We start from the raw sequence: 20809 nt of genomic DNA, 5'->3' as shown, positions 1-20809 counted from the left end.
GGTAAAGAGGCGACAAACCTTAATAAATATTTCTTTAAACGTATATGTATAATTCCAAAAGTAAAAGTTTTTTAAACTCTTGAAACTACATTCTTTGATTCAAAATGCCACCTTTCGGAAAGGTATTGGTAGCGAACAGGGGCGAGATAGCGGTAAGGGTTATGAAAGCAATAAAGGAAATGGGAATGAAAGCTGTAGCTGTTTACTCTGAGGCTGACAAGTATGCAGTTCACGTAAAGTATGCAGATGAAGCTTACTATATCGGTCCCTCTCCTGCCCTAGAAAGTTACTTAAACATACCCCATATAATAGACGCAGCTGAGAAGGCTCACGTTGATGCCGTACATCCAGGATATGGCTTTCTGTCTGAGAACGCTGATTTCGTCGAAGCCGTGGAGAAGGCCGGAATGACTTACATTGGTCCTTCAGCTGAAGTGATGAGGAAAATAAAGGATAAGCTAGACGGTAAAAGGATAGCGCAACTCTCTGGAGTTCCCATAGCCCCAGGATCAGATGGACCTGTTGGATCCATAGATGAGGCTCTAAAGATAGCTGATAGAATAGGGTATCCCATTATGGTGAAGGCTGCTAGTGGGGGAGGTGGAGTGGGCATCACAAAGGTTGACTCCCCTGATCAGCTTATGGACGTCTGGGAGAGGAACAAGAGATTGGCAACTCAGGCATTCGGTAGATCAGATTTATACATAGAGAAGGCTGCAGTAAACCCTAGACATATAGAGTTTCAGCTTATTGGTGATAAATACGGAAGCTATGTAGTAGCGTGGGAAAGGGAGTGTACAATTCAGAGAAGGAACCAAAAACTCATCGAGGAAGCGCCGTCACCCGCTATTACCATGGAAGAAAGATCTAGAATGTTTGAACCAATAATGAAGTTCGGACAACTTATCAACTACTTTACACTGGGTACTTTTGAAACTGTATTCTCGGATTTGACAAGGGAGTTCTACTTCCTTGAATTGAATAAGAGACTTCAAGTTGAGCACCCAGTAACAGAGCTAATTTTCAGGGTCGATTTGGTGAAGTTGCAGATAAGACTAGCTGCAGGAGAACATTTACCGTTTACTCAAGAGGAGCTCAATAAGAGAGCGAGAGGGGCTGCTATAGAATTTAGAATAAATTCTGAAGACCCAGTGAACGACTTTAGTGGGAGCTCTGGTTACATCACTTACTACAAGGAGCCTTCCGGTCCAGGCGTAAGAGTGGACAGCGGAGTGTCAACTGGAAGCTGGGTACCCCCGTTTTACGATTCGCTTATATCCAAGCTTATTGTATACGGGGAGAACAGATCCTACGCTGTTGATACAGCAATAAGGGCTCTGAATGACTATATGATAGGAGGCGTGAAGACCACTATACCCTTATACAAGCTCATTATGAGGGATCCTGACTTCCAAGAGGGTAAGTTTAGCACTGCCTACATTTCGCAAAAAATGGACAGTATGGTGCAAAAGATGAAGTATGCCGACGAGATGCTGGCTTCAATAGCGGTAGTTCTGCAGAGTAGGGGGCTCCTGAGGAAGAAATCTGAACCAGTAAAGGGGCAAACCCGATCGGGTTCCAGCTGGAAGAGTTACGGTTTGAGTATGCAGAGCACTCCTAGGGTGATGTGGGGATGAAACTTTATAGGGTCCATTCGGAAACCGGAGACGTATTCGTAGTTGCTCAGGATCAGAAGAATAATAAGGACCTCCTAAAAACTGAAAGTAGCAGTTTCGAAATAGAGTACGTAGGGCAGGGAAGAAGAGAGGGAGAGATAATATTAAGGGTAAATGGGGAGGAGAAACACGTTTTCATAGAAAATGGTTGGATCGTTCTAGACAATCAGGCATTATTCAGGGCTGAAAGGGTCACAGAGCTTCCAACGCAGGAGGGACAGTCTCTTGAAGAGATGATAAAAGGCAAGGAGGGAGAAGTTATATCGCCTTTACAAGGGAGAATAGTTCAAATAAGGGTAAAGGAGGGTGACGCTGTAAACAAGGGACAGCCATTACTATCTGTTGAGGCAATGAAATCTGAAACTGTAATATCAGCCCCAGTAAGTGGGTTAGTTCAGAAGATACTGGTAAAGCCAGGACAGGGAGTGAAGAAGGGAGATATACTGATAGTTATAAAGTAATTTTACCATTAAGGTTACATTTCAAGACTCTAAAACGGTAGACTGAAAGCCTTCTTTTTTAGAACGCTACTTACGTATTTTGCAAGCTCCCTTGAATAGCCGCCTCTCCCCCCGTCTGTTATTATTACCTTAGCCTTTGAGTTATCAATGTAGTATACCAAATCATCAAAGTCCGCGTGGTCGCTAAAGGATACGGAAAAGGAGCTCTTATCTATCCTCTTCACAGCTAAATTGAATTCCCAGCCGCTGAGTAGGAAGTTTGCAAATTTATTGTCCCTGCTTTTAAAATTATTGAAGTGCTTGAACTCTACATACCAGCCATCTTTCATTATTCCTTCTTCCATAGCTTTAGGGAGAGCGTAAAAGTCGCTTATATTAACACCATGTTTTACAGCAATTTCAGTAATCCTATGAATCTTCTCGTCAACTACAAATGGGGCAATCACTCCCATCTCCCTCAGAACCTTCATAGCCTCCTGGATTTTTCCGTGATACCCATACATCCTTACTGGTCCTCTGGATAAAGCGTCATTAACATAATCAGCTAACAGTTGGTTCACTTCCCGCTTAAACTCCCTTCTGAACTCCGGTTTTCCGTAAGTGGATTCAATTATTAATACATCTGGATTAAGAATGGGGGTTCCTTCCCCAGGGTTCTTAAAGTCCCCTGTGTAGGCAACTGTTTCCTCTTCTCCCTCTACCTCTACCTGGGCTGAGCCAAAAACGTGATCGGAACGGTGCAGAGTAAGTTTTTCACTATCAATATCTGTTGTCATTCCATAAGTTAATGGGATCCTCTTATTCTCAGGTACGTTATACCCCAATGCCTCTAGAACTTCCAAGGTGGGAAGTGTCGAGATTATACCCATACATTCCTTGATACTGCTTTTGAGCTGCCCAATGTGATCAGCGTGAAAATGAGTCACAATCCTGAAGTTTCTCTTCCAATGGCCATCTACCGTGAAGTTCCTACCTATTAATACGGCTCCATTGTCATCAATACGAACTTCCATTGGTTGTCAACTGGATGTTATGGTTAGATATTTTCATCTATAGACTTTTCCTCAACTTTCTTAAGCTGCTTTGAGTACATCTCCTGGATCTCTAAGTTAGTTGTTGCATCGTCAGGACTTTTATCGTCTCTCCAACGCAAAAACCTGGGAAATCTAATAGATAGACCACCCCTATCATTCTTACAACAAGTGTGGAGGGGGGATATGGTAATCTCAGCTCCTATTATTTCAGCCACTAAGGAAGGAGTTATCCACACGTCTGGCACCATTTGTGATACAACCCTGGGATGTTTATCGGCTCTCTTGAGACTCTCCAATTTCGTCTGCATGTCCTCTAACTCTTGGTCGCTAAAGCCAGACGCGACCTTACAGACAGTTTCAAAGACGTCCTTTTCTGGGTTGTAAGCAGCCATGAGTAAGGAGCTATACTTTCCTCCCCTCTTCCCTTTACCGTAGAATGCACCAACTACCACTAGATCAACCGTGTCTGCCATCTCGCTTTGATAGTCTCTCTTTAGCTTTATCCATAGCCAGCCCCTTGATCCAGCCTGATAAACGGACTCCTCAGATATGGATTTCACCATCACCCCCTCCGAACCGTCTGAGATAGCTTGATAGAAATAGTTCATTAGATCTGTGACATTATCGACAATAATATGGGACGCAATGTGAACCTTATCGTTAGTCTCCAAAATCTCCTCAAGTGCCCTTCTTCTATTCAAAATAGGCTCGTTAGTGAAGTCCTTTCCATCGAGATACATTAGATCAAAGAGAAACAAATTCACTGGGTATTCCTTAATAGCCTCATGAATTTCGTTCTTTCTACGTCTGTGCATTAACTCTTGAAAAGGCCTCATTTCTCCGCTTTCAGGGTCTATCGGAACTATTTCCCCCTCAATAATAAGATCCTTGCTTTTGACGTAGTCCTTCACATAGGCTACCACATCTAGATACTGCGCCGTTATGTTTTCCATCCTCCTAGAGAATATCTTTATATCATCTCCGCTCCTGTGAATTTGAGCTCTCTCCCCATCATACTTGTAATCAACCAGGGCTTTACCTTTCACCTTATCCATGATTTCCTTTGGGTCTGCTAACCTCTCTGCTAACATTGGCCTTATTGGAATCCCTGGGATTGGGGTTATGTTCTTTAACTTCTCAATTCCGTCGTTAGCGATAACCCTGGCTATATTCCCAAGGTCAGCTCTCAGGTTATAGGCTCTCTCTACAATAGGCCTATAGTCGGCAGACCCTCCAAAGGTAATGGCTAAGGCGTCAAGAACAGTAGCGTCCCCGATTCCAAGCCTTAACCTTCCCTCGACAAACCTGACCAAATACTTGGCCTCTAAGGGAGAGGCTTTCTTGAGGAGACCAACAAAGATCCTTATTTTAATGTCTCTGCTTCCCCCTCCCATACTCGTAGCTATCTTAGCTAGATCGTCATAAACCTCCTTTACCTCCAGCTCGTTGGTTTTCTCTGGGGCTTTGATGAAGGATAAAATATTCACCTCGTTATGCTTGGTCTTTAAGGAAAGGGCTACCTCACCTAGATCACCTATTGATTTATAGGTTCTCTCGACCTCATCTTCCTTTATACCAGTTGCCATGGCTATCGCTTTTATCAAGTATTTTTCGCCCATTCCTATCTCTGGAAGGCCAGTGAAGTCGGGCCATAGCCTTCCCTGAATTAGATATACAACCTTGTCAAGGAGATCCCTGTCAGTTTTAGAAAAGAGTTCAGATAGAAGTGACGTCAATTGGATTCTGGAGGTTATTTTCTCTAGCTTATCAAAGTACTCAGCTATAAGCTTAAACTTCATATATTACTAATTTTAAAATCAGGTTAAATAGGGTAGATGATGAGCAAAATGCTCAGATGGGTGAAGTTTCAGAGTTACACTGATTAGGTTAACCTATGTATAACCTGAGGAAAACAAGGTTAAAGGATTCCGGATCTCCTTAAAACCTCATGGACAAGTTAGAGTTTAGCAGGTCTTCAGCAGGTGTTTACTAAGGTCTAATTACTTGTGCCCTAAGATAGAACTTAAAACCTCACGTGAACGATTCAAAAAACTCCATTCCGTAACATGGATTATGCTAACTTAAAAACTGAAGGAGAACAAATATTTTCTAGATGATTTTAGGAGATAGAGATCTTAGATATTACTTAGAGAAAGGCTGGATCTCTATAGAACCTTTTGTGGAAGAAAGCGTCAGAGAGAACGGTATAGATATGAGGATAGGAGGCGAGATAGCTCGATTTAAGTCAAATGAGATTCCATACGAGGAAGGTATGGATTTATCAGAATATTTCCAAGTAGAACATGGAGATTCCTTCATCATTTATCCAAATGAGCACGTTCTGCTCGTTACTGAGGAGTACATTAAACTCCCTCAAGACGTTATGGCTTTCGTTAACATAAGATCTAGTTTTGCTAGACTAGGTCTGTTAGCTCCCCCGACCATAGTCGATGCAGGATTTGAAGGCCAGCTCACTATAGAGGTTATGGGTTCAGGGTTCCCCATTAAGGTTAAGAAGGGCACTAGATTTCTTCATCTAATTTTCGCTAAGACTTTAACACCAGTAGAAAAACCCTACAAGGGAAAATATCAGGGACAAAGAGGTGTAACTTTAGCTAAATTTTTGACGAAGCATTGGACGTGAGTTTCCATGACTTACTCTGATTATCAAAGTATATACTACCTGCTTTCCTAAGCTTCTGAAAGAGCTCGTGCTCTTCAGCTGATAATCGTTGTTGAACTTCGGTTTCATCGGAAGTGTCAATTTTGCTTAACTTGTTTACAAAACTATCATAAAACTTAGGATCGACTGCTATCCTTTCTTCTGGAGTGTATAGGACTTTTGCTCCATTCCTCTCCAGCTTCTCAAAGAAGGAGTCCGGATCCCTTATACTTCTTAGTTTTCTCTCATACATCACCTTTTGCTCCCTTAGGTAATCCATAACGCTCTTCTTCTGCTCTTGCTGAATAGGCCTTTTTTCTTCCCTGAACTCTCTTCTCGACTCTTGAACCTGTGTTCTTTGTTTGCTTTCAGTTAATTCAGACTCGATTATATCTACCTTTTCTGCGAGCTCGCCTAGTTTTTTCTTAAGATTGAGGAGTTCGACCGTTATTGGGTTAAGCGCATCCTCTACACTAGTTGTGGAAGAACCTCGCTCCTTAGTGGGTATTGCGGAGGAGCCAAAGAGCTTGAACTTTATATAATCAGTGATAAGAACAAACCCCTCACTTCTAGCTTCCTCCTCAAGTTTTCTAAGCTCATCGTCAGTCAGTCTTATGATAACATTTCTCATTTAAGAAATAAGTCCTTAAGCGTTACATAAAAATCTAATTGTAAATAAAGTGCTTTAACTTTGCTTCTCTAGCAAAGTACTAATGAAGTTCTCTTCTTGAGGAACTCCTATGAACTCTACCGATTCGTTAACTGCTACTGTAGGGACTGACATAACCTGGTATTTCTCGGCTATGTCTGGGTTCTCGTATGACTCTACCACATCGGATAGTACGTTGCACTTCTCAGCTTTGCATGCCTCAAATGCGACCATATGAGCTAGAAGAGCTGCGTAAGGGCAGTAAGGGCACGAAGGTGTGACCATTACTTCAACCTTGACCTGACCATTAAGTTTCTCCCTTATAGTGCTCACTGTCTCGGGGCTTAGACCACTTTCGTTTTGAGATAGTCTAACAATTGTTTCCACAAGTGCTCTAATTTCCTCACCTAGAGGTGCACCGCTCCACCTTATTTTCCCGTTTAAGAAGGCAACTGTGGGGACTCTTTTAACATCGAACTTTTCAAACATCTCCTTATCTTTCGTTAAGTCAAACAGCTTAATTTTTAACAGATAGTCTCCATCCCTCCCTTTTGGGGACGCTTGCCTTACGAAGTCCATGAACTTTATTGTGACGTTGCAATATTGACAACTGGTGTTAGAGGAATCCACAAAAACATATCCCTCTACTGGTTCCTTCATATCTTTTAGGGCATCAACCAGAGCATTTTTTACGTCCTCTGTGAATAACTCAGCATATTCTTCCTCCATTTTTATCACTCTTTATACCTCAGATTCGGGGAAATAAAAGTTTATTATAAGCTTTAGAAATTGAGTGGCATTACGAAAGAATAAATTTAATTTCGCAAGTAAAGTCCTTCTCAGATTGATGCCTCCTCCTCGGCCCTGCATTTCACATCTGCAGGTTGCATCATCACAACCTCTCCTCCAGGCCTGGTTTCCCTGAAGATGACACCTTGAAACTTCTTCACCTTTACTGATGGGTCTAGCCAACAATCGGGCATCAAACCAGCCTTCAGGCAGGTCTCAGCCAGGAAGGTTTCTGAGTCCCAACAATATTCCTTTGGAACTTGCGGTAAAAGAAGGCCAGAGTGAGTAATGCCCTTTTCCACAATAAGGCCATCTTTTCCGACCTCTATGGAACTTGGAAGGAGTTTCCTATCCTGCGTCTCAACTACTTCTGGTTTGGTTAGAACAGTGACTTCTACCACTATGCCATCAATTTCGTCTTTCCTCAAGGGAGGGAAGCGTGGATCCGAAAAAGCCGCAGCAGTGGCTGCTCTCGCCACCACGTCTCTTATAGGTGCTACTGCCTCAACGTACCCTATACATCCCCTAAGTTCATATCTATTACCTAGGTAAGTCTCGAGGGTTACAAACGCCATTCCGTATTTCTGTAAAACCTCTTCATTTGAATTTACATTATCTTCAACATTAATTTTTAATTTTCTTTTTATGGCTCCTTTAGCTATCATTACCAGTTTTTCTCCCACTTGTAGGTTTAGATCCTCCAGCTTCAGCAGTTCCATAAGAATCTTTTAGAGCTTGAGCCTTAATAAGAATCTCAGTAATTGTCTCCCAATGCTTTCCTTTCCAATATTCTTTTCTACATTTAGTACATATCCAAAGATTCTTATCCTTCTTTTCCAAGATCCCATTACAGGAAGTACAACGAGACGCCTCTGGATTGACATCAAGGAATATCTTATACTTTCTTGAGAGATCGGCCAATATTTTCTCGATTTCTTCGTTAGGTATTACGAAAAAACAGTCTACGTCATTTTTCCTAGCTCTAACGCAAAGTCCTCTGTCCCTAGTTATGAGAATCCTCCTCTCGTCTTTCGCTTTTTTTAGAATTTTCCAATCTTCAGCGTCTCTATAATAGAGTGTATCATAGCCTAAGATTCTCAACCACCTAGCTAGCTTACCGAGCATTGCATCAACGATGAACTTCTGAGTAGCCATTGCGTCATAAACTAAAGGTTGTATGTAACAATCAGTATTAAAAACCATGCCACAACAAGAGTTATAATTCCCTTGGTAAGTACGGTTCTAGTTTTATTTCCTCTGAAGAATAGAAATCCTATAGCCAAGGATATTAGATAAGCTGAAACTACCACGAGAACTGATACGTAAAATGTTGGAACTTGGCTTGACAATACTCCAGCTATTCCACCCAGAACCCCTCGAATAATCAGTAATTTATCTTCGCTGTCCACAATGCTTTCTAGGTACTCATGTCTATAAAGTTGACAAAGAAAGAGTCAATGAGCTACGTTGATCTTTTAGCATGGCTTGTAGAAAGTAGATCGAAGCTTGAGGGATGCAGAGTTGACAATATTTTCTCCACAGATAGGGAAAATACCTATCTCCTGGTGATCCACTGTCCTAGTGGGGACCATAGTCTGGTAATAGAGCCTTCCAAGAGAGTTCACTTTACCAACTTTGTAAGAAATAAAGGCCTTTCTAACAAGGCTAGGATGTTGAGGGAACTGATTCGGGGCAGCGTAATAAGGAGAGTGGATGTGATAGAGAACGAAAGGATCCTTAAAATGGAACTGTCTAACAATACAATAATTTACATTGAATTACTTCCAAAAGGTATTTTAGTCATTACTGACATGGATAACAAAATAAAGTTTGTGACCGAGCATAAGGAATTTAGAGATAGGGTAATGAAACCCGGTGAAATGTACGTTCTTCCACCCAAGCAAGAAGGTTTACCGAGAGAAGAAATTGAAAAGTTGATAAAAAAAGGGGCTATTGCAAGAATATTAGGAGTACCACAAGAGATAATCTCTGCCTTATCCTTGAACGTAACCTCATTGGAAGACTTAGAGAGGGCCAAATTTGAGGTCGCAAAAGTTTTAGAAGACATTAGAGAAGGGAAAATCACTCCGTGCATTGATCTAGAGAAAACCGTCTTGCCCATAGAGTTTCCAGGTTGTACGAAGAAGGAGAGTTTCAATGAAGCCTTGGACGAGTACTTTACCAATAAGGAAAGGAACGAGATTACTGAGGATAAGAACGAGGGCGAAATTAAAAAGCTGGAATCTACAATTTCTAACCTCAACCAAACGATTAAAGAGCTGAGAGACAACGCTGAACAGTTCCGTAACTATGGGAGACTCCTAATGGAGAACTTCTCTCAAATAGAAGCTGAAATAAAATACAAAGGTTCAAATGAGGTTCAAATTGGGAACTACAAGATTCAGGTAAATCCCAAGTTATCTGTGACAAAGAATGCCGCAATTTACTTTGATAAGGCGAAGGAACTAGAGGCTAAAGCTAGGAAGGCTGAGGAAACGATTCAGCAATTGACTAAGAAAAAAGCGGAACTTGAGGCCATGGTCAATGAGAGTAAAGAGGGGAAGATAATCTCCCTGAGGAAAAAGGAATGGTATGAGAAATACCATTGGAGTATTACAACCAATGGGTTTCTTGTAATAGCAGGAAGGGACGTGGATCAGAACGAAAGTTTAGTCAGAAAACTACTGGAACCTGATGACATATTTTTGCACGCAGACATACAAGGAGCTCCAGCTACTATTATAAAGAATCCTAAAGACATACAAGAAATTGACATAATAGATGCTGCCATCATTGCCGCTAGTTATTCAAAGGCCTGGAAATTAGGGCTAGCGAGCGTCGATGTCTTTTGGGTTTACGGAAATCAAGTCTCCAAGTCGCCTCCAGCAGGAGAGTATTTACCCAAAGGTTCGTTTATGATATATGGCAAAAAGAATTATTTGAAAAATGTGAAATTAGAGCTAGCTATTGGGATTAATGAGCAGGGAGGTCTGCGCCTGGAGGCCGGCTCTATAAACGTCATTTCTAGGAGATGTAAGGCTTACGTGACCATCACTCCTGGGGAAAATGACCAGCAGAAGCTTGCAGAAAGAATATTAAAGATTCTTTCAAGGCAAACTGGTCTAGAAGGTATCAAGGTGTTCCAAGAAGATTTAGTTCGTTTGATTCCAGGAAAGTCCCGTATAGCTTCCAGTAGCGACAAGCTAAAAGATAATCTTTCCGACCAAACATGAGAATAGCTGTATTGTCTAGTTCATGACTTCTGTTATATTTCGTATTTTTCGGATTTTCAATGTAGCCTAGATCCAATAATGTTAAAATTTAATTTCAAATATAAAAGGAGGTTTTGAAGAAAGTTCTATTGTTCTAGAAGTGATCGTGTTGAAAGGTTTAGGTTCAAGAAAACAAAAATAGGCCGATTGAGTAGAAGTAATATAATTAATCATGAATTCTCTTACTCTTGCAGAGAGAGTAGCCGTAACGGACAAGTTAGATTACCTAATATTGAAGTTTTTAATACAGAAAAGGGAAAAATATCAGGTCATACCCAAAAGCATCATAAAGAATAGTCTCAATCTAACTGAAAACGAGTACGCAGTTAGCTCCCTAAGACTACTGAAAACAGGGGCGGTCACTAAGACACGTATTAGGGGGGAGGAGGCACTCTCTATCACTTTTACGGGTCTGGACATAGTAGCTACTAAATCCCTCTATACTAAAAAAATACTAAACAGGTTAGGTATTGTTATTGGAGAAGGGAAGGAAAGTAAGGTTCACTTTGGGTACAGCTTTAGCGACGACACTGTAGCAGTGAAGTATCACAGGATAGGGAGGAGAACTTACAAACGGAAAATCGATGAGTTTTATAATGGAAACTGGATTTCAATGACTTTAGAAAACGCAAAAAGGGAATACGAAAATTTGGAATGCGTAAAGAGAAATATGGGCAACGTTCCGTCTCCTCTAGGCTTCTCGGTCAATGCTGTAGTAATGGAATACTTTGAGGGCATACCTCTTTATAGGACGGAAGTTCAGGATCCTGAGAACGTACTAGATAAAATATTGGCTACTTTACGCATATCACAGGTTTACTGCGATGGCCTCACACACGGAGATCTCAGTCCTTACAACGTTCTCGTAGATGAATCACAGAACGTAATGATTATTGATTGGCCTCAAGCAACAAGAGATAATGAAGCTTTGGAGGCCGATGTGGAGAACATTTTATCTTATTTTGATAGAAAATATTCCATATCCAGAGATTTCGAGGAGGTAATAGACTACGTAAAGGGGAAAACATGAAAGTAATGGGAATAGACATAGAAAAGGGGTCTCCAAATTCTAACGAGCAGCCAAAATACTCCATAGTTATCATGGATGAAACAGGGAACATAATACTGAAGGCAGAGGAAGTAAGTAGAAGTAGAATAGTTAGGTTGGCCTGGGAATATGAGGTCTCGGCCATAGGGACGGATAATGTCTACGAACTGGGAAGTACCGATAAGGAGATTATATCACTTCTAAGCCTGTTACCCGAGAACGTTGAGGTTATCCAAGTAAACGTGAAGAACGGGGCGTTCATGGATCTTAAGGAAGTTGCAAAGGAATACGGTATAGATGTCCAAGGAAAGCCTACATCGTCCAGAACCGCATATATTGTTGCCAGTCTAGTCCTTAAAGGAGCAGGTACTAAAATTAAGTTTGTTGAGAATAGAACTAAGATTATCATTTCCAAGGGTCGAAGATCAGGACCTGGAGGTATGAGCTCCAACAGATATAAGAGGCATCTAAGGGGATTAGTTCTCAGGGTATTTAAGAGAGTTAAAGAGGAGCTAGATAGGCATAACTTTGACTATGATGTTGTGGTAAGAAGAACCAAAGCAGGCCTAGAGAGTGCCATGTTTATTGTATATGCGCCTAGAGAAAGTTTGTACGGTATAGTCAGAAAGATGAGCGGCCATGATGTAAACCTTGAAATACGCCCTATATATAGAGACAGGATTGAATTTATAGACAGTAAGAAAGCGTCGCAAAGACCCATCATAGTCGGATTGGATCCTGGACTGGAATTTGGTATATCCGTTCTCGATATGTATGGCAATCCTCTGCTCTTGAGTACTAAAAGAGGAATAGATAGAGAATCTCTAATCGAGCTTATCCTTGAGATTGGATCCCCAGTAATCATTGCGACGGACGTAAACCCAGTTCCCGATACAGTAAGGAAGTTAGGGGCTATTCTTAGATCAAGGATACACGTACCAGAGAAGTCTCTGTCTGTAGAGGAGAAACAGACCATCTTGGAAGATATCTCTAAAAAGTACGGAATGCATATCAGCGACCCTCACGTCAGAGACTCACTGGCTGCAGCAGTCATGGCGTTTAGAGACGTAGAAAGGAAACTACGTCATGCGGAAGGTCTAATAAACAGGTTCGGTATCGACATGGACAAGAATAATGTCTTCAGGTGTATAATTGACGATAATACTATCGCAGAGTGTATAGAAAAGGAAATAGACAAGAAGATAACTGAATCGAAAAAGCCAGAGATCTCAGTTCAAGACCTAAAGGAGACAAACCAGAACATTCAGGATAGCAATAAGCTGAACGAAGAGATCATGTTTCTTAAACACGAACTTCTAAAGATGAGAAGAATTTTGTCGAAGGTATTAGGAGAGAAGTATGAGCTAGAGAGGAAAATTGAGGAGATTAAGCTTTTCTACAGGAAGGAGACTGAAAGGGATAGAAGAGTAGAGGAATTAAAGAACATTATAGACCAGAAGAATAAGGAGATAAGTAGATTAAGGGAGATCCTTAGTAATTACGATAAAAGGGCCTCCTCATTAGAAAAAGTCATTGAGGCATTAATCTCGGGGAAAGTGATAACTGTGAGGGGTAGTTTTAAGGGAATGGAAGTTAGAGACGGAAAATTGTACTACGGTGAGTGGGCCATTAACAATCAGCTAGCCCTGTATATAAGTAACGAAATAGCCGTAGTGGACGAGAGTTTAATAAAGGATTTACAGTTACTAAGAAAGGAATTGGAAATAAGTAAGAAAGTTGACGAGAGTTCTCTCAAGAAGCTCATAGATGAATATAGATCTTCTAGGACGCGTAGTTTAAAATAACATCACTTTTCCTTCTAATATCAGATGGGTTATCTTATCAAACGAGTCCAGATATTCGTCTACTATACCAGATATCTCGCCTCTAGTGTCAGACGTAATTGATCCAGAGTGAGTTGCGACTTCAACGTTAACTATTAGGGGATCGTTTATAGGTCTTCCTATTTGGCCAAGGACCTCAATTTGGACATTCCTCACGTCCTTAACCTGATCTGCGGCTTTCTTCGCAATAAGGTTAGCAACAACGTTATACAGTTTACCTACGTGGTTAACAGGATTCTTACCTGCAGTGGCTTCCAGCGACATTGGCCTCATGGGAGTAATTAACCCTATACCCCTGTTCCCTCTCCCTGTCATACCATCATCACCGTGTTCAGCTGAAGTCCCGGTAACGGTCAAGTACAGAATCCCTTGATCTTCCCTATCTCCCGTGTTGACATTGACTTTAACGTTTAGATCAGGAGCAACCTTTGAGGCTAGACTCAGGACTTTCTCCTTCACCTGTTCCTTAACGGAAATGTAATGATTCTTGTCCTCTATTAGTGGACTTATGGCAGCCATAGCTATGGTCAAGGTTACATCTTTACCCTTCCTTAGTCCCATAACCTTTACGTCTTCCCCAACCTCAGGAAGCTCTACTTTCATCTGTTTTGAGTTAAGCATCCTTTCAGTTTGATAAACTAGCTCCTCAAGTTTAGAATAGGGTGCAAAGCCTACGCCGAAGCTTGTATCATTGGACAAAGGAGTGGACTTCTTTCCTTTATCGAAAATCCCCACAAGATCAGCAGATCCCTTGCCTATTTTATAGTCAACGATGACGTGCTTCTCGGCGTCCAAATATCTGAAGTTCTCTTTTATCCAATTCTTTACGCTCTCAACAATAATGGTACCCACAGGTATATTATCTGTCCCTTCTGATGTCCTGACTTCTGTAGTAGCTCTCCCAGCGACAACTATGTAAATTGGGTGTATCACGTCACCGCCCTTGAATCTTGGAGAAGCCTGCCCACCAACAAGGAGGGTTTTATCTAAGTTGTGATGAAGGATAGTCCCATATGTCTTGAGATAGTATAGTGAAAGTCTTCTGCTAGCCTCCTCAGAAGCTGAATCGGCCATATAGTCAGGATGTCCAGTACCCTTTCTCTCAGCCAACTCAACTGGTAAGGAATCTGGTTCCAAAGTCCTAAAGGATTCTATATTGATGTTTTTCATGTCTCCCTCAACTTCTTTGCTAATTTTAAAAAATTACTTCTCCGAGTTCAATACGTTCTCGTAGTCTATACTGACGAATAGTACGTTACTACCCCTAATTAGAACTCTTCCATACTTGGCGATGGGATCTGCTGTTCCCTCCCTAAGTTCCGTACAGTCTCTAAGTACAAGGTTCATTGTCCCGTCAGATTGCTCCATCTTGCCAATGTATTCTGACCCATCCTTTAATTTGACTAGAACTATCTTGTTCGTAGCCATTCTTAGACTTTTCAAAGGATTTTCTACTTTCGCTTGCAAGATTAAACCTCCTCCTTAACACTTGATGCTTTCAGATATAAAAGAATGTTGAAACGTTGAAACAGAGAGGCTAAACGTTTAATTTGGATTTCCATGCAAGTGTTGTTTATGGATCTGATAGTCTCTGATGTTGAGGACATTATTAAAATTTCAGAGGCATTATCTTCGATGACAAGGGTGAATATACTAAAATTGATTGCAAACGAAGAAAAAAGTATAACTGAATTGAGCGAGGAACTACATATGACTAAAGGAAATGTAAGTTCTCAAGTAGCCTTACTCGTGAGCTCTGGGCTTGTAGAGGTTAGATACACTGAAGGTAATAAGGGGCTAAAAAAATTAATAAGATCGAAATATTCAAAAATAGTAATATCTCTACTTTCCGATGATAGCCTTCAGGAACCCGGTAAATAGTGGTGCAGGTCTGAGAGGCCTACTTTTGAACTCAGGATGTGCCTGGGTAGCAACGAAAAATCTATGGTCTTTCAATTCTATCATCTCTACAAGGCCGTTATCGCTCACTCCAGAAACAATTAATCCGTGCGCCTGTAGGGAGTCAACGTAGCTAGGATTAACCTCATACCTGTGCCTATGTCTTTCATATATCACATCTTCACCGTAGAGACTGTAGACCAACGTGTCCTTCATAAGATGAATTCTCTGACTACCGAGTCTCATAGTACCTCCGAATTGAGTTACTTTCTTTTGCTCATCCAAAAGGGAGACTACTGGGAATGAGGTGCTTGGATCCACTTCAGTAGTATTAGCACCTGACAAGCCTAGCACGTTCCTAGCAAATTCTACCACAGCAAGTTGAAGACCGAAGCATATACCGAGGAAGGGAACGTTATTAGTCCTAGCGTAATGGATCGCCCTTATTTTACCTTCAGCTCCCCTCGATCCAAATCCTGGCAGTACGATAATCCCCTCGGCCTGTTCTAGAACCTTTCCAGCATCACTATCCTTCTCCAGGTCAGTGGATTCAACCCACAATAGCTCAGGGACTATGCCAAGTTGCGAGGAAGCGTGATAAATAGCCTCCTTGATGCTCAAGTAGCTATCCTTAAGCTTTGTATACTTACCAATTAAGGCAATTTTTACCCTTTTCCCTTCCTTATTTTTCACTGAATTTACGAACTTTGACCACTCCTCGAAAGAGGCTTGGTTCCTCTGATTCAAATTAAGCTTATAAATAATCTTATTTCCCAAACCCTGCTTCTCTAGTATCAAGGGGACCTCATATGGGGTCTGCACATCATAACTCGAGAATATATACTCCGGTCTAACGTTAGTGAAGAGAGCAATCTTTCTTCTAGTTTCATCGTCGAGTTCAACTATTGACCTTGCTATAATTATATCAGGCTGAATTCCTATCCTCCTGAGTTCTTGAACGCTATGCTGTAAGGGTTTAGTTTTCAGCTCACCCGTAACTGAAAGGTATTCCACCAGCGCAACATGAACGAAAATTACGTTGTGCTCTTCCTCATCAAGTCTTAACTCTCTCATTGCCTCTAGGAACGGTAAGCCTTCTATATCTCCAACTGTCCCTCCAATTTCACTTATTACAATATCACTTTTTTCTATTTCGCCAACCTTAGTGACCATCTTTTTTATTTCCTCAGTAACGTGAGGGATGATCTGAACAGTTTGCCCCATGTACTTTCCTTCTCTTTCCTTCCTAATGACCTCAAAGTACACCTTGCCTGCAGTTATATTGTTATGCTTACTTGTGTTTATATCAAGGAACCTCTCGTAATGTCCTAGGTCTAGATCAGTTTCAGCCCCGTCTTCCGTAACAAATACTTCCCCGTGCATGTACGGGTTCATTGTGCCCGCGTCAACGTTAAGATAAGGGTCTATTTTGATTATGCTTACCCTGAAACCCCTTTCCTTAAGAAGGAGACCAATAGAAGCTGAGACTGTCCCCTTGCCTACACTAGAAAGCACGCCACCTGTTACCACTATATATTTTGTCACTTTAAGTAATCACAGTAATCAGGTTTCAGCAACTTAGAATAAAAAATCAATGTAGCTTTCCGAGAGTAACACTCCATAGACTTTTTATAATAGGGCTTTCTGATAATTAAGGTCAGATTCTAACTATATTCCCTCATACTAATAATCTGATCATCAGAGATTTTTAATGTATAATTATTACTACAAAATAGTTTTCTAACCAATCTTTCTACTCTAGAAAGGCCAGGCTTCCAGTTAAATTCTACGCGATAGAGAGGTGGCAATTTTACCACATCAAAGTTATGAGCTTTGATTATCCATGTAGTGGATACCTCAGCTCCACCTATGAAAGTCAGTTTAATTATTGCCAAAAACTGAATGAGAGTTAAGATGAGAGAAGACTTACTAAACAAGCTGAGAGAGAAACATCTTCAAATAGCGCTAGATTTCATTGACCTAGATATAGCGTATGAGATAGCACGACAGACAAGAGACTTAAACAACGTTATAATTGAGGCAGGAACTCCTCTAGTTAAGTCTCAAGGAATAGCTGGTCTGCTGAAATTGAGGGAGACCAGTAAAATTCTCCTTGCAGACACCAAAACTGCTGACGCTGGAGATGTAGAGGTTGAAATAGCGTGGAGAGGTAAGGCAGACATTATGACAGTTTTAGGAATAATGGATGACTCTACTATAGAGAGCGCAGTTAGAAGAGCTAGGGAGTTGAAGCTTATAGTTCAGGCAGATCTCATAGGGGTTAAGGATACAGTTGATAGAGCAAAGGAGCTATTTAGACTAGGTGTGGATATAGTAGGTTTCCATGTAGGTCTAGATGTACAGAAGAAACGTAATATAACAGTAGCTTCTCTTAAGGAAGAAATAGCAGAAGTAGGCAAAAGTGGATTGGTGTCGGTAGCTGGTGGTCTAACACCGAATAGTATTGCTGAGCTATCGGATCTGCCGATCTCAATCTATGTAGTTGGAGGAGCTATAACAAGAAGTCAGTCTCCCAGAAAGGTGACAGAAGAAATAGTTAATATCTTATCGAACACTACTATACCAAGACGGTGATTAAATGTCGCAACCCACTCAAGGCGGACAGCCCGGAAAATCCAAAGAATTGAAGACAGCCTCCAAGCAAGTGATTTCCCCCAGTATTTTAAAGGAAGATAAAAGAAAATTGCAACTATTATATATTATAAAGACATTGGAAGGAGTTTCTGAGAAGGGTCTCATAACGCTTCTTTATGAAGGCTCGCAAAAGGGCTTGAACATGGGCCATCAGTTTAACACACTGGGGAATAACCTTTTCAGTCCCACTGTAAAGGAAGACGTAACATCTCTCCTTTACTTAGGATACATTGAGTCTGATCCCCAAACGAAGAAACTGAAACTTACCAACGATGGAGAAGAGGCCTTTCAGTCAAACAAGCAACTCTTAGAGGAGAACTTCATCAATACTGCAAACGCAGTTATAGGGGAGCTAAAGTCAAAGATAGTTTCGATAGATCAGGAGTACAACCTCAAGCTTAGATCGGGCGGACGAAGAAGAAGATAAAAACTTTATTTAAAGATTTAGAATCTATTTTAACTAAAAACTTTTATTCACATAGTAGTGAAAGTTCCTCTCCTGGTCTGAGTTGGCTGATCTTCGACTGGAGGTTTGCTCCATATTAGGGGATCAAGCTTTCCTTCTTTCCCGAGTTTTGTTATCAACTCCTTAGCTTGGCTAGTATGTCTCACATCAAGTTCCAGCAACTGTTCTAGTAAGGACCAACTAGTCCTCTTAACGTCCTCCAGCATCTCTCTTGGCATATGTTTAATTATCATTGGATCCTGAAGCCACTGATCGAACGCCTTCAAGGTTCTCATCATATGCTGGAACGCTACCCTAGATGCCAGTATAAGGTCTAATCGGTCCTGCTCTACACTTTCCTCCCTTTTCTCCATGTCCTTTATTGTCGATAAGAGGTTCTTTTGCATCTTTATCCACTCGTCTAGATTACCAATGAATGAGCTTTCCATTTAGTTACACCATTGTAAAATTGGGTTTGGCCATTAATAAGCTCATTTTAATCTAGTCCATAGCTTACAATTTTATCCCTTGATGTTGTAGGGTAGACCTTCATTGAGAACTTTCTCAGGTATTTTCATTTTATATTTTTCTAGGAACTTAAGATCATCGTCTCTCTTTCTTAGTTTATCTGGCAACATCCTGGGAATTTCATCTATTATAGGGTACCATCTTCCACATGCAGGGCATAGGAGGATCCCTTCTACAACCTCTTTCTTTATACACTCTTGACACGGTGGGTTCTCCAACTTCTTCACTTCCATGTTCCTGTAGCTACAGTAAATTTCACAAAGAGGAATTTGCTCTTTGACCTCTCTCTTTGGATACTCTTTCTCTTGAAAAACTATCAACTCCAGGTGAAAGTGCTTGCATATAGGACAAGCTAAAATGTCCATAAGTCTGTATTTCATTTAAATTTCACCTACTATCTGTTTAAGTTGATTTGCCAACCTTTCTGCAACTTCGGGTTCCTTAGCCTCTACCATAATTCGTATTATAGGTTCTGTACCACTCTTCCTTACAAGTGCCCAAAAATCTTTTCCTATTACTTTGACCCCATCTATCTTCACTATTTGGTTTCCACTCCCGATTTCCCTCTCCACCTTTTCATAAACGTTATTTATATCCATGTTAGGCTTAAGTCCAACCTTGGTCTTAACAAGATGGTACTTAGGTAACCTGTTGAAAAGTTCCGCAGAACTAGAGTTTTCCAACGCCATCATCTCTAGCATTAAGGCAAAACTCATGGCACCGTCCCTCACGTATTGGTGAAGTGGGAATATGAAACCACCGTTCTCCTCAAATCCCGCTATACCTTTCTCTTGATACAGCCTTCTCGCGATGTCCACACTACCCACTTTAGTCCAGATAACTTCGATACCGTAGTTCGACAGGAACTCTTGAACCAAGGACGAGCTTGAGACTGCTGTATATATCCTTTTTGGAAAATCTTCCTTCTTGGAAGACCAGAGACTTAGGAGTGTCCCACTCCTATCCCCCCATTGCACCCTTCCCATGGAATCAATGAATATAGCCCTATCTGCATCTCCATCATGAGCCACGGATAGATCTGCCTTTATTGACCTTGCAACTTCAGCAGTTTCGCTTAACGATTCGATTGTGGGTTCAGGATTCCTCGCAGAGAAGGTAGGATCTAGGTTTGCGTTGAAAGTGAACACCTTACATCCTAGTTCCCTAGCAACTATAGGAGTTGATATTGAGCCCACACTGTTGGCACCGTCTATCAGAACCTTGAAGTTTTTCCTCCTGATTTTCTCTACGTCAACGTGAGAAATTATCCCTGATACATATGTGTCGATAACTCTATCCTCCTTCTTGACATCAAAGGTTAACCTATGCCACGGGACTGTATTGAACTTATTCTCGAAATAAATGCTTTCTATAACGTCCTCCTTATCTCTCGATATCTCTATACCGTCTTTAGCCAAGACCTTTATACCGTTATGTTCCCTAGGATTATGACTCGCTGTAATTATGACCCCTCCATCATATCCTAAGGTCTTAACTGAGTATTGGAGGGCAGGGGTCGGGGCAAAACCTCCCTCATATACCTTAACCCCAGTCGATATTAACCCGCTCTCAACAGCTCTCATAATCATATCTCCACCAGATCTGGCGTCCCTTCCAATCAGCAAGGTACTGTTTTCTCCAAAGAACGTCCCTATAGCCTTCCCTAACCTCTGAGCTAATTCTATGGTTAGTTCCTGGTTTACTATACCTCTAACTCCGTCTGTACCGAAAAGCTTGCCCATGTTTAGTTATTAGGATTCTGTAATATAAAAGTCTCAAAAATTACCATAAAGGATCATATACGATTAGAGTCATAATCCGCTGAATGGTGTAACAACGTTAAATTA

General features: G+C 41.1%; 22 protein-coding genes. 9 read left to right on the top strand and 13 right to left on the bottom strand.

Going from position 1 to position 20809, the window contains the following annotated elements; all coding sequences use genetic code 11:
- The first annotated feature begins 104 nt into the window (after positions 1 to 104).
- The gene (locus tag GWK48_RS06055) at positions 105 to 1637 is read left to right on the top strand and encodes an acetyl-CoA carboxylase biotin carboxylase subunit (protein WP_174630548.1); all 1533 of its coding nucleotides are present in this window, start codon (positions 105 to 107) and stop codon (positions 1635 to 1637) included.
- Complete coding sequence (locus GWK48_RS06050; RefSeq protein ID WP_174630546.1) at positions 1634 to 2137, top strand: biotin/lipoyl-containing protein; 504 nt, start codon at positions 1634 to 1636, stop codon at positions 2135 to 2137. Before GWK48_RS06055 ends, GWK48_RS06050 begins: the two co-directional genes overlap by 4 nt.
- A gap of 29 nt (positions 2138 to 2166) precedes the next feature.
- Here the strand turns inward: GWK48_RS06050 and GWK48_RS06045 are convergent, their stop codons facing one another.
- Together GWK48_RS06045 and GWK48_RS06040 are read right to left on the bottom strand one after the other, a co-directional pair.
- Complete coding sequence (locus GWK48_RS06045) at positions 2167 to 3150, bottom strand: MBL fold metallo-hydrolase (RefSeq protein WP_174630545.1); 984 nt, start codon at positions 3148 to 3150, stop codon at positions 2167 to 2169.
- Between the two features lie 23 nt (positions 3151 to 3173).
- Entirely contained in the window at positions 3174 to 4970 is a 1797-nt protein-coding gene (locus GWK48_RS06040) for an ATP-dependent DNA ligase (RefSeq protein ID WP_174630543.1), read from the bottom strand.
- Between the two features lie 314 nt (positions 4971 to 5284).
- On the opposite strand from GWK48_RS06040, the gene dcd reads away from it, so the two are divergent.
- Complete coding sequence (gene dcd, locus GWK48_RS06035; RefSeq protein WP_174630541.1) at positions 5285 to 5815, top strand: dCTP deaminase; 531 nt, start codon at positions 5285 to 5287, stop codon at positions 5813 to 5815.
- Here the strand turns inward: dcd and GWK48_RS06030 are convergent.
- The 5 genes from GWK48_RS06030 to GWK48_RS06010 form a co-directional block, all read right to left on the bottom strand.
- Positions 5787 to 6464, bottom strand: a complete 678-nt coding sequence (locus GWK48_RS06030; protein ID WP_174630539.1) for a hypothetical protein — start codon at positions 6462 to 6464, stop codon at positions 5787 to 5789. The two genes, dcd and GWK48_RS06030, sit on opposite strands and share 29 nt — an antisense overlap.
- A gap of 54 nt (positions 6465 to 6518) precedes the next feature.
- A complete protein-coding gene (pdo, locus tag GWK48_RS06025) occupies positions 6519 to 7211 on the bottom strand; it encodes a protein disulfide oxidoreductase (RefSeq protein WP_174632588.1) in 693 nt (230 codons plus the stop codon).
- A gap of 110 nt (positions 7212 to 7321) precedes the next feature.
- The gene (locus GWK48_RS06020; RefSeq protein ID WP_174630537.1) at positions 7322 to 7990 is read right to left on the bottom strand and encodes a TIGR00296 family protein; all 669 of its coding nucleotides are present in this window, start codon (positions 7988 to 7990) and stop codon (positions 7322 to 7324) included.
- Positions 7926 to 8426: a Mut7-C RNAse domain-containing protein gene (locus GWK48_RS06015; RefSeq protein ID WP_174630535.1), complete on the bottom strand. Its 501-nt coding sequence runs from the start codon at positions 8424 to 8426 to the stop codon at positions 7926 to 7928. The genes GWK48_RS06020 and GWK48_RS06015 overlap by 65 nt, the downstream gene beginning before the upstream one ends.
- An 11-nt stretch (positions 8427 to 8437) precedes the next feature.
- A complete protein-coding gene (locus GWK48_RS06010) occupies positions 8438 to 8680 on the bottom strand; it encodes a hypothetical protein (protein WP_174630533.1) in 243 nt (80 codons plus the stop codon).
- A gap of 18 nt (positions 8681 to 8698) precedes the next feature.
- On the opposite strand from GWK48_RS06010, the gene GWK48_RS06005 reads away from it, so the two are divergent.
- The 3 genes from GWK48_RS06005 (at position 8699) to GWK48_RS05995 (ending at position 13396) form a co-directional block, all read left to right on the top strand.
- Positions 8699 to 10504 (top strand): Rqc2 family fibronectin-binding protein, encoded by a 1806-nt coding sequence (locus GWK48_RS06005; RefSeq protein ID WP_246263928.1) that lies wholly within the window; start codon positions 8699 to 8701, stop codon positions 10502 to 10504.
- Positions 10505 to 10715: 211 nt separating this feature from the next.
- Entirely contained in the window at positions 10716 to 11573 is an 858-nt protein-coding gene (locus tag GWK48_RS06000) for an RIO1 family regulatory kinase/ATPase domain-containing protein (protein ID WP_174630531.1), read from the top strand.
- Complete coding sequence (locus GWK48_RS05995) at positions 11570 to 13396, top strand: DUF460 domain-containing protein (RefSeq protein WP_174630529.1); 1827 nt, start codon at positions 11570 to 11572, stop codon at positions 13394 to 13396. Before GWK48_RS06000 ends, GWK48_RS05995 begins: the two co-directional genes overlap by 4 nt.
- On the opposite strand, the gene GWK48_RS05990 is transcribed toward GWK48_RS05995, so the two are convergent.
- Together GWK48_RS05990 and GWK48_RS05985 are read right to left on the bottom strand one after the other, a co-directional pair.
- Complete coding sequence (locus tag GWK48_RS05990; protein WP_174630527.1) at positions 13388 to 14605, bottom strand: methionine adenosyltransferase; 1218 nt, start codon at positions 14603 to 14605, stop codon at positions 13388 to 13390. The genes GWK48_RS05995 and GWK48_RS05990 overlap by 9 nt on opposite strands.
- 33 nt (positions 14606 to 14638) lie before the next feature.
- On the bottom strand, positions 14639 to 14902 hold the full coding sequence (locus tag GWK48_RS05985) for a U6 snRNA-associated Sm-like protein LSm6 (protein WP_174630525.1): 264 nt from the start codon (positions 14900 to 14902) through the stop codon (positions 14639 to 14641).
- A gap of 108 nt (positions 14903 to 15010) precedes the next feature.
- On the opposite strand from GWK48_RS05985, the gene GWK48_RS05980 reads away from it, so the two are divergent.
- A complete protein-coding gene (locus tag GWK48_RS05980) occupies positions 15011 to 15316 on the top strand; it encodes an ArsR/SmtB family transcription factor (protein ID WP_174630524.1) in 306 nt (101 codons plus the stop codon).
- On the opposite strand, the gene pyrG is transcribed toward GWK48_RS05980, so the two are convergent.
- Complete coding sequence (gene pyrG / locus GWK48_RS05975; RefSeq protein ID WP_174630522.1) at positions 15278 to 16879, bottom strand: CTP synthase; 1602 nt, start codon at positions 16877 to 16879, stop codon at positions 15278 to 15280. The genes GWK48_RS05980 and pyrG overlap by 39 nt on opposite strands.
- A 369-nt stretch (positions 16880 to 17248) precedes the next feature.
- Between pyrG and GWK48_RS05970 the strand changes: the two genes are divergently transcribed.
- Positions 17249 to 17929: an orotidine 5'-phosphate decarboxylase / HUMPS family protein gene (locus GWK48_RS05970; RefSeq protein ID WP_174630520.1), complete on the top strand. Its 681-nt coding sequence runs from the start codon at positions 17249 to 17251 to the stop codon at positions 17927 to 17929.
- A gap of 4 nt (positions 17930 to 17933) precedes the next feature.
- Positions 17934 to 18416: a hypothetical protein gene (locus GWK48_RS05965; RefSeq protein WP_174630518.1), complete on the top strand. Its 483-nt coding sequence runs from the start codon at positions 17934 to 17936 to the stop codon at positions 18414 to 18416.
- 47 nt (positions 18417 to 18463) lie between these two features.
- Here GWK48_RS05965 and GWK48_RS05960 read toward each other — a convergent pair whose 3' ends face one another.
- From GWK48_RS05960 to glmM, 3 genes are all read right to left on the bottom strand, one after another.
- Positions 18464 to 18883 (bottom strand): DUF2153 domain-containing protein, encoded by a 420-nt coding sequence (locus tag GWK48_RS05960; protein ID WP_174630516.1) that lies wholly within the window; start codon positions 18881 to 18883, stop codon positions 18464 to 18466.
- A gap of 72 nt (positions 18884 to 18955) precedes the next feature.
- Positions 18956 to 19342: a Trm112 family protein gene (locus tag GWK48_RS05955; protein WP_174630514.1), complete on the bottom strand. Its 387-nt coding sequence runs from the start codon at positions 19340 to 19342 to the stop codon at positions 18956 to 18958.
- Positions 19343 to 20704, bottom strand: a complete 1362-nt coding sequence (gene glmM / locus GWK48_RS05950) for a phosphoglucosamine mutase (RefSeq protein ID WP_174630512.1) — start codon at positions 20702 to 20704, stop codon at positions 19343 to 19345.
- Positions 20705 to 20809 lie beyond the last annotated feature (105 nt).

This window comes from Metallosphaera tengchongensis, from assembly GCF_013343295.1.
Lineage (GTDB): Archaea > Thermoproteota > Thermoprotei_A > Sulfolobales > Sulfolobaceae > Metallosphaera > Metallosphaera tengchongensis.
Note: the sequence above shows the minus strand (reverse complement) of the source record. Positions and strands in the feature narration are given on the sequence as shown.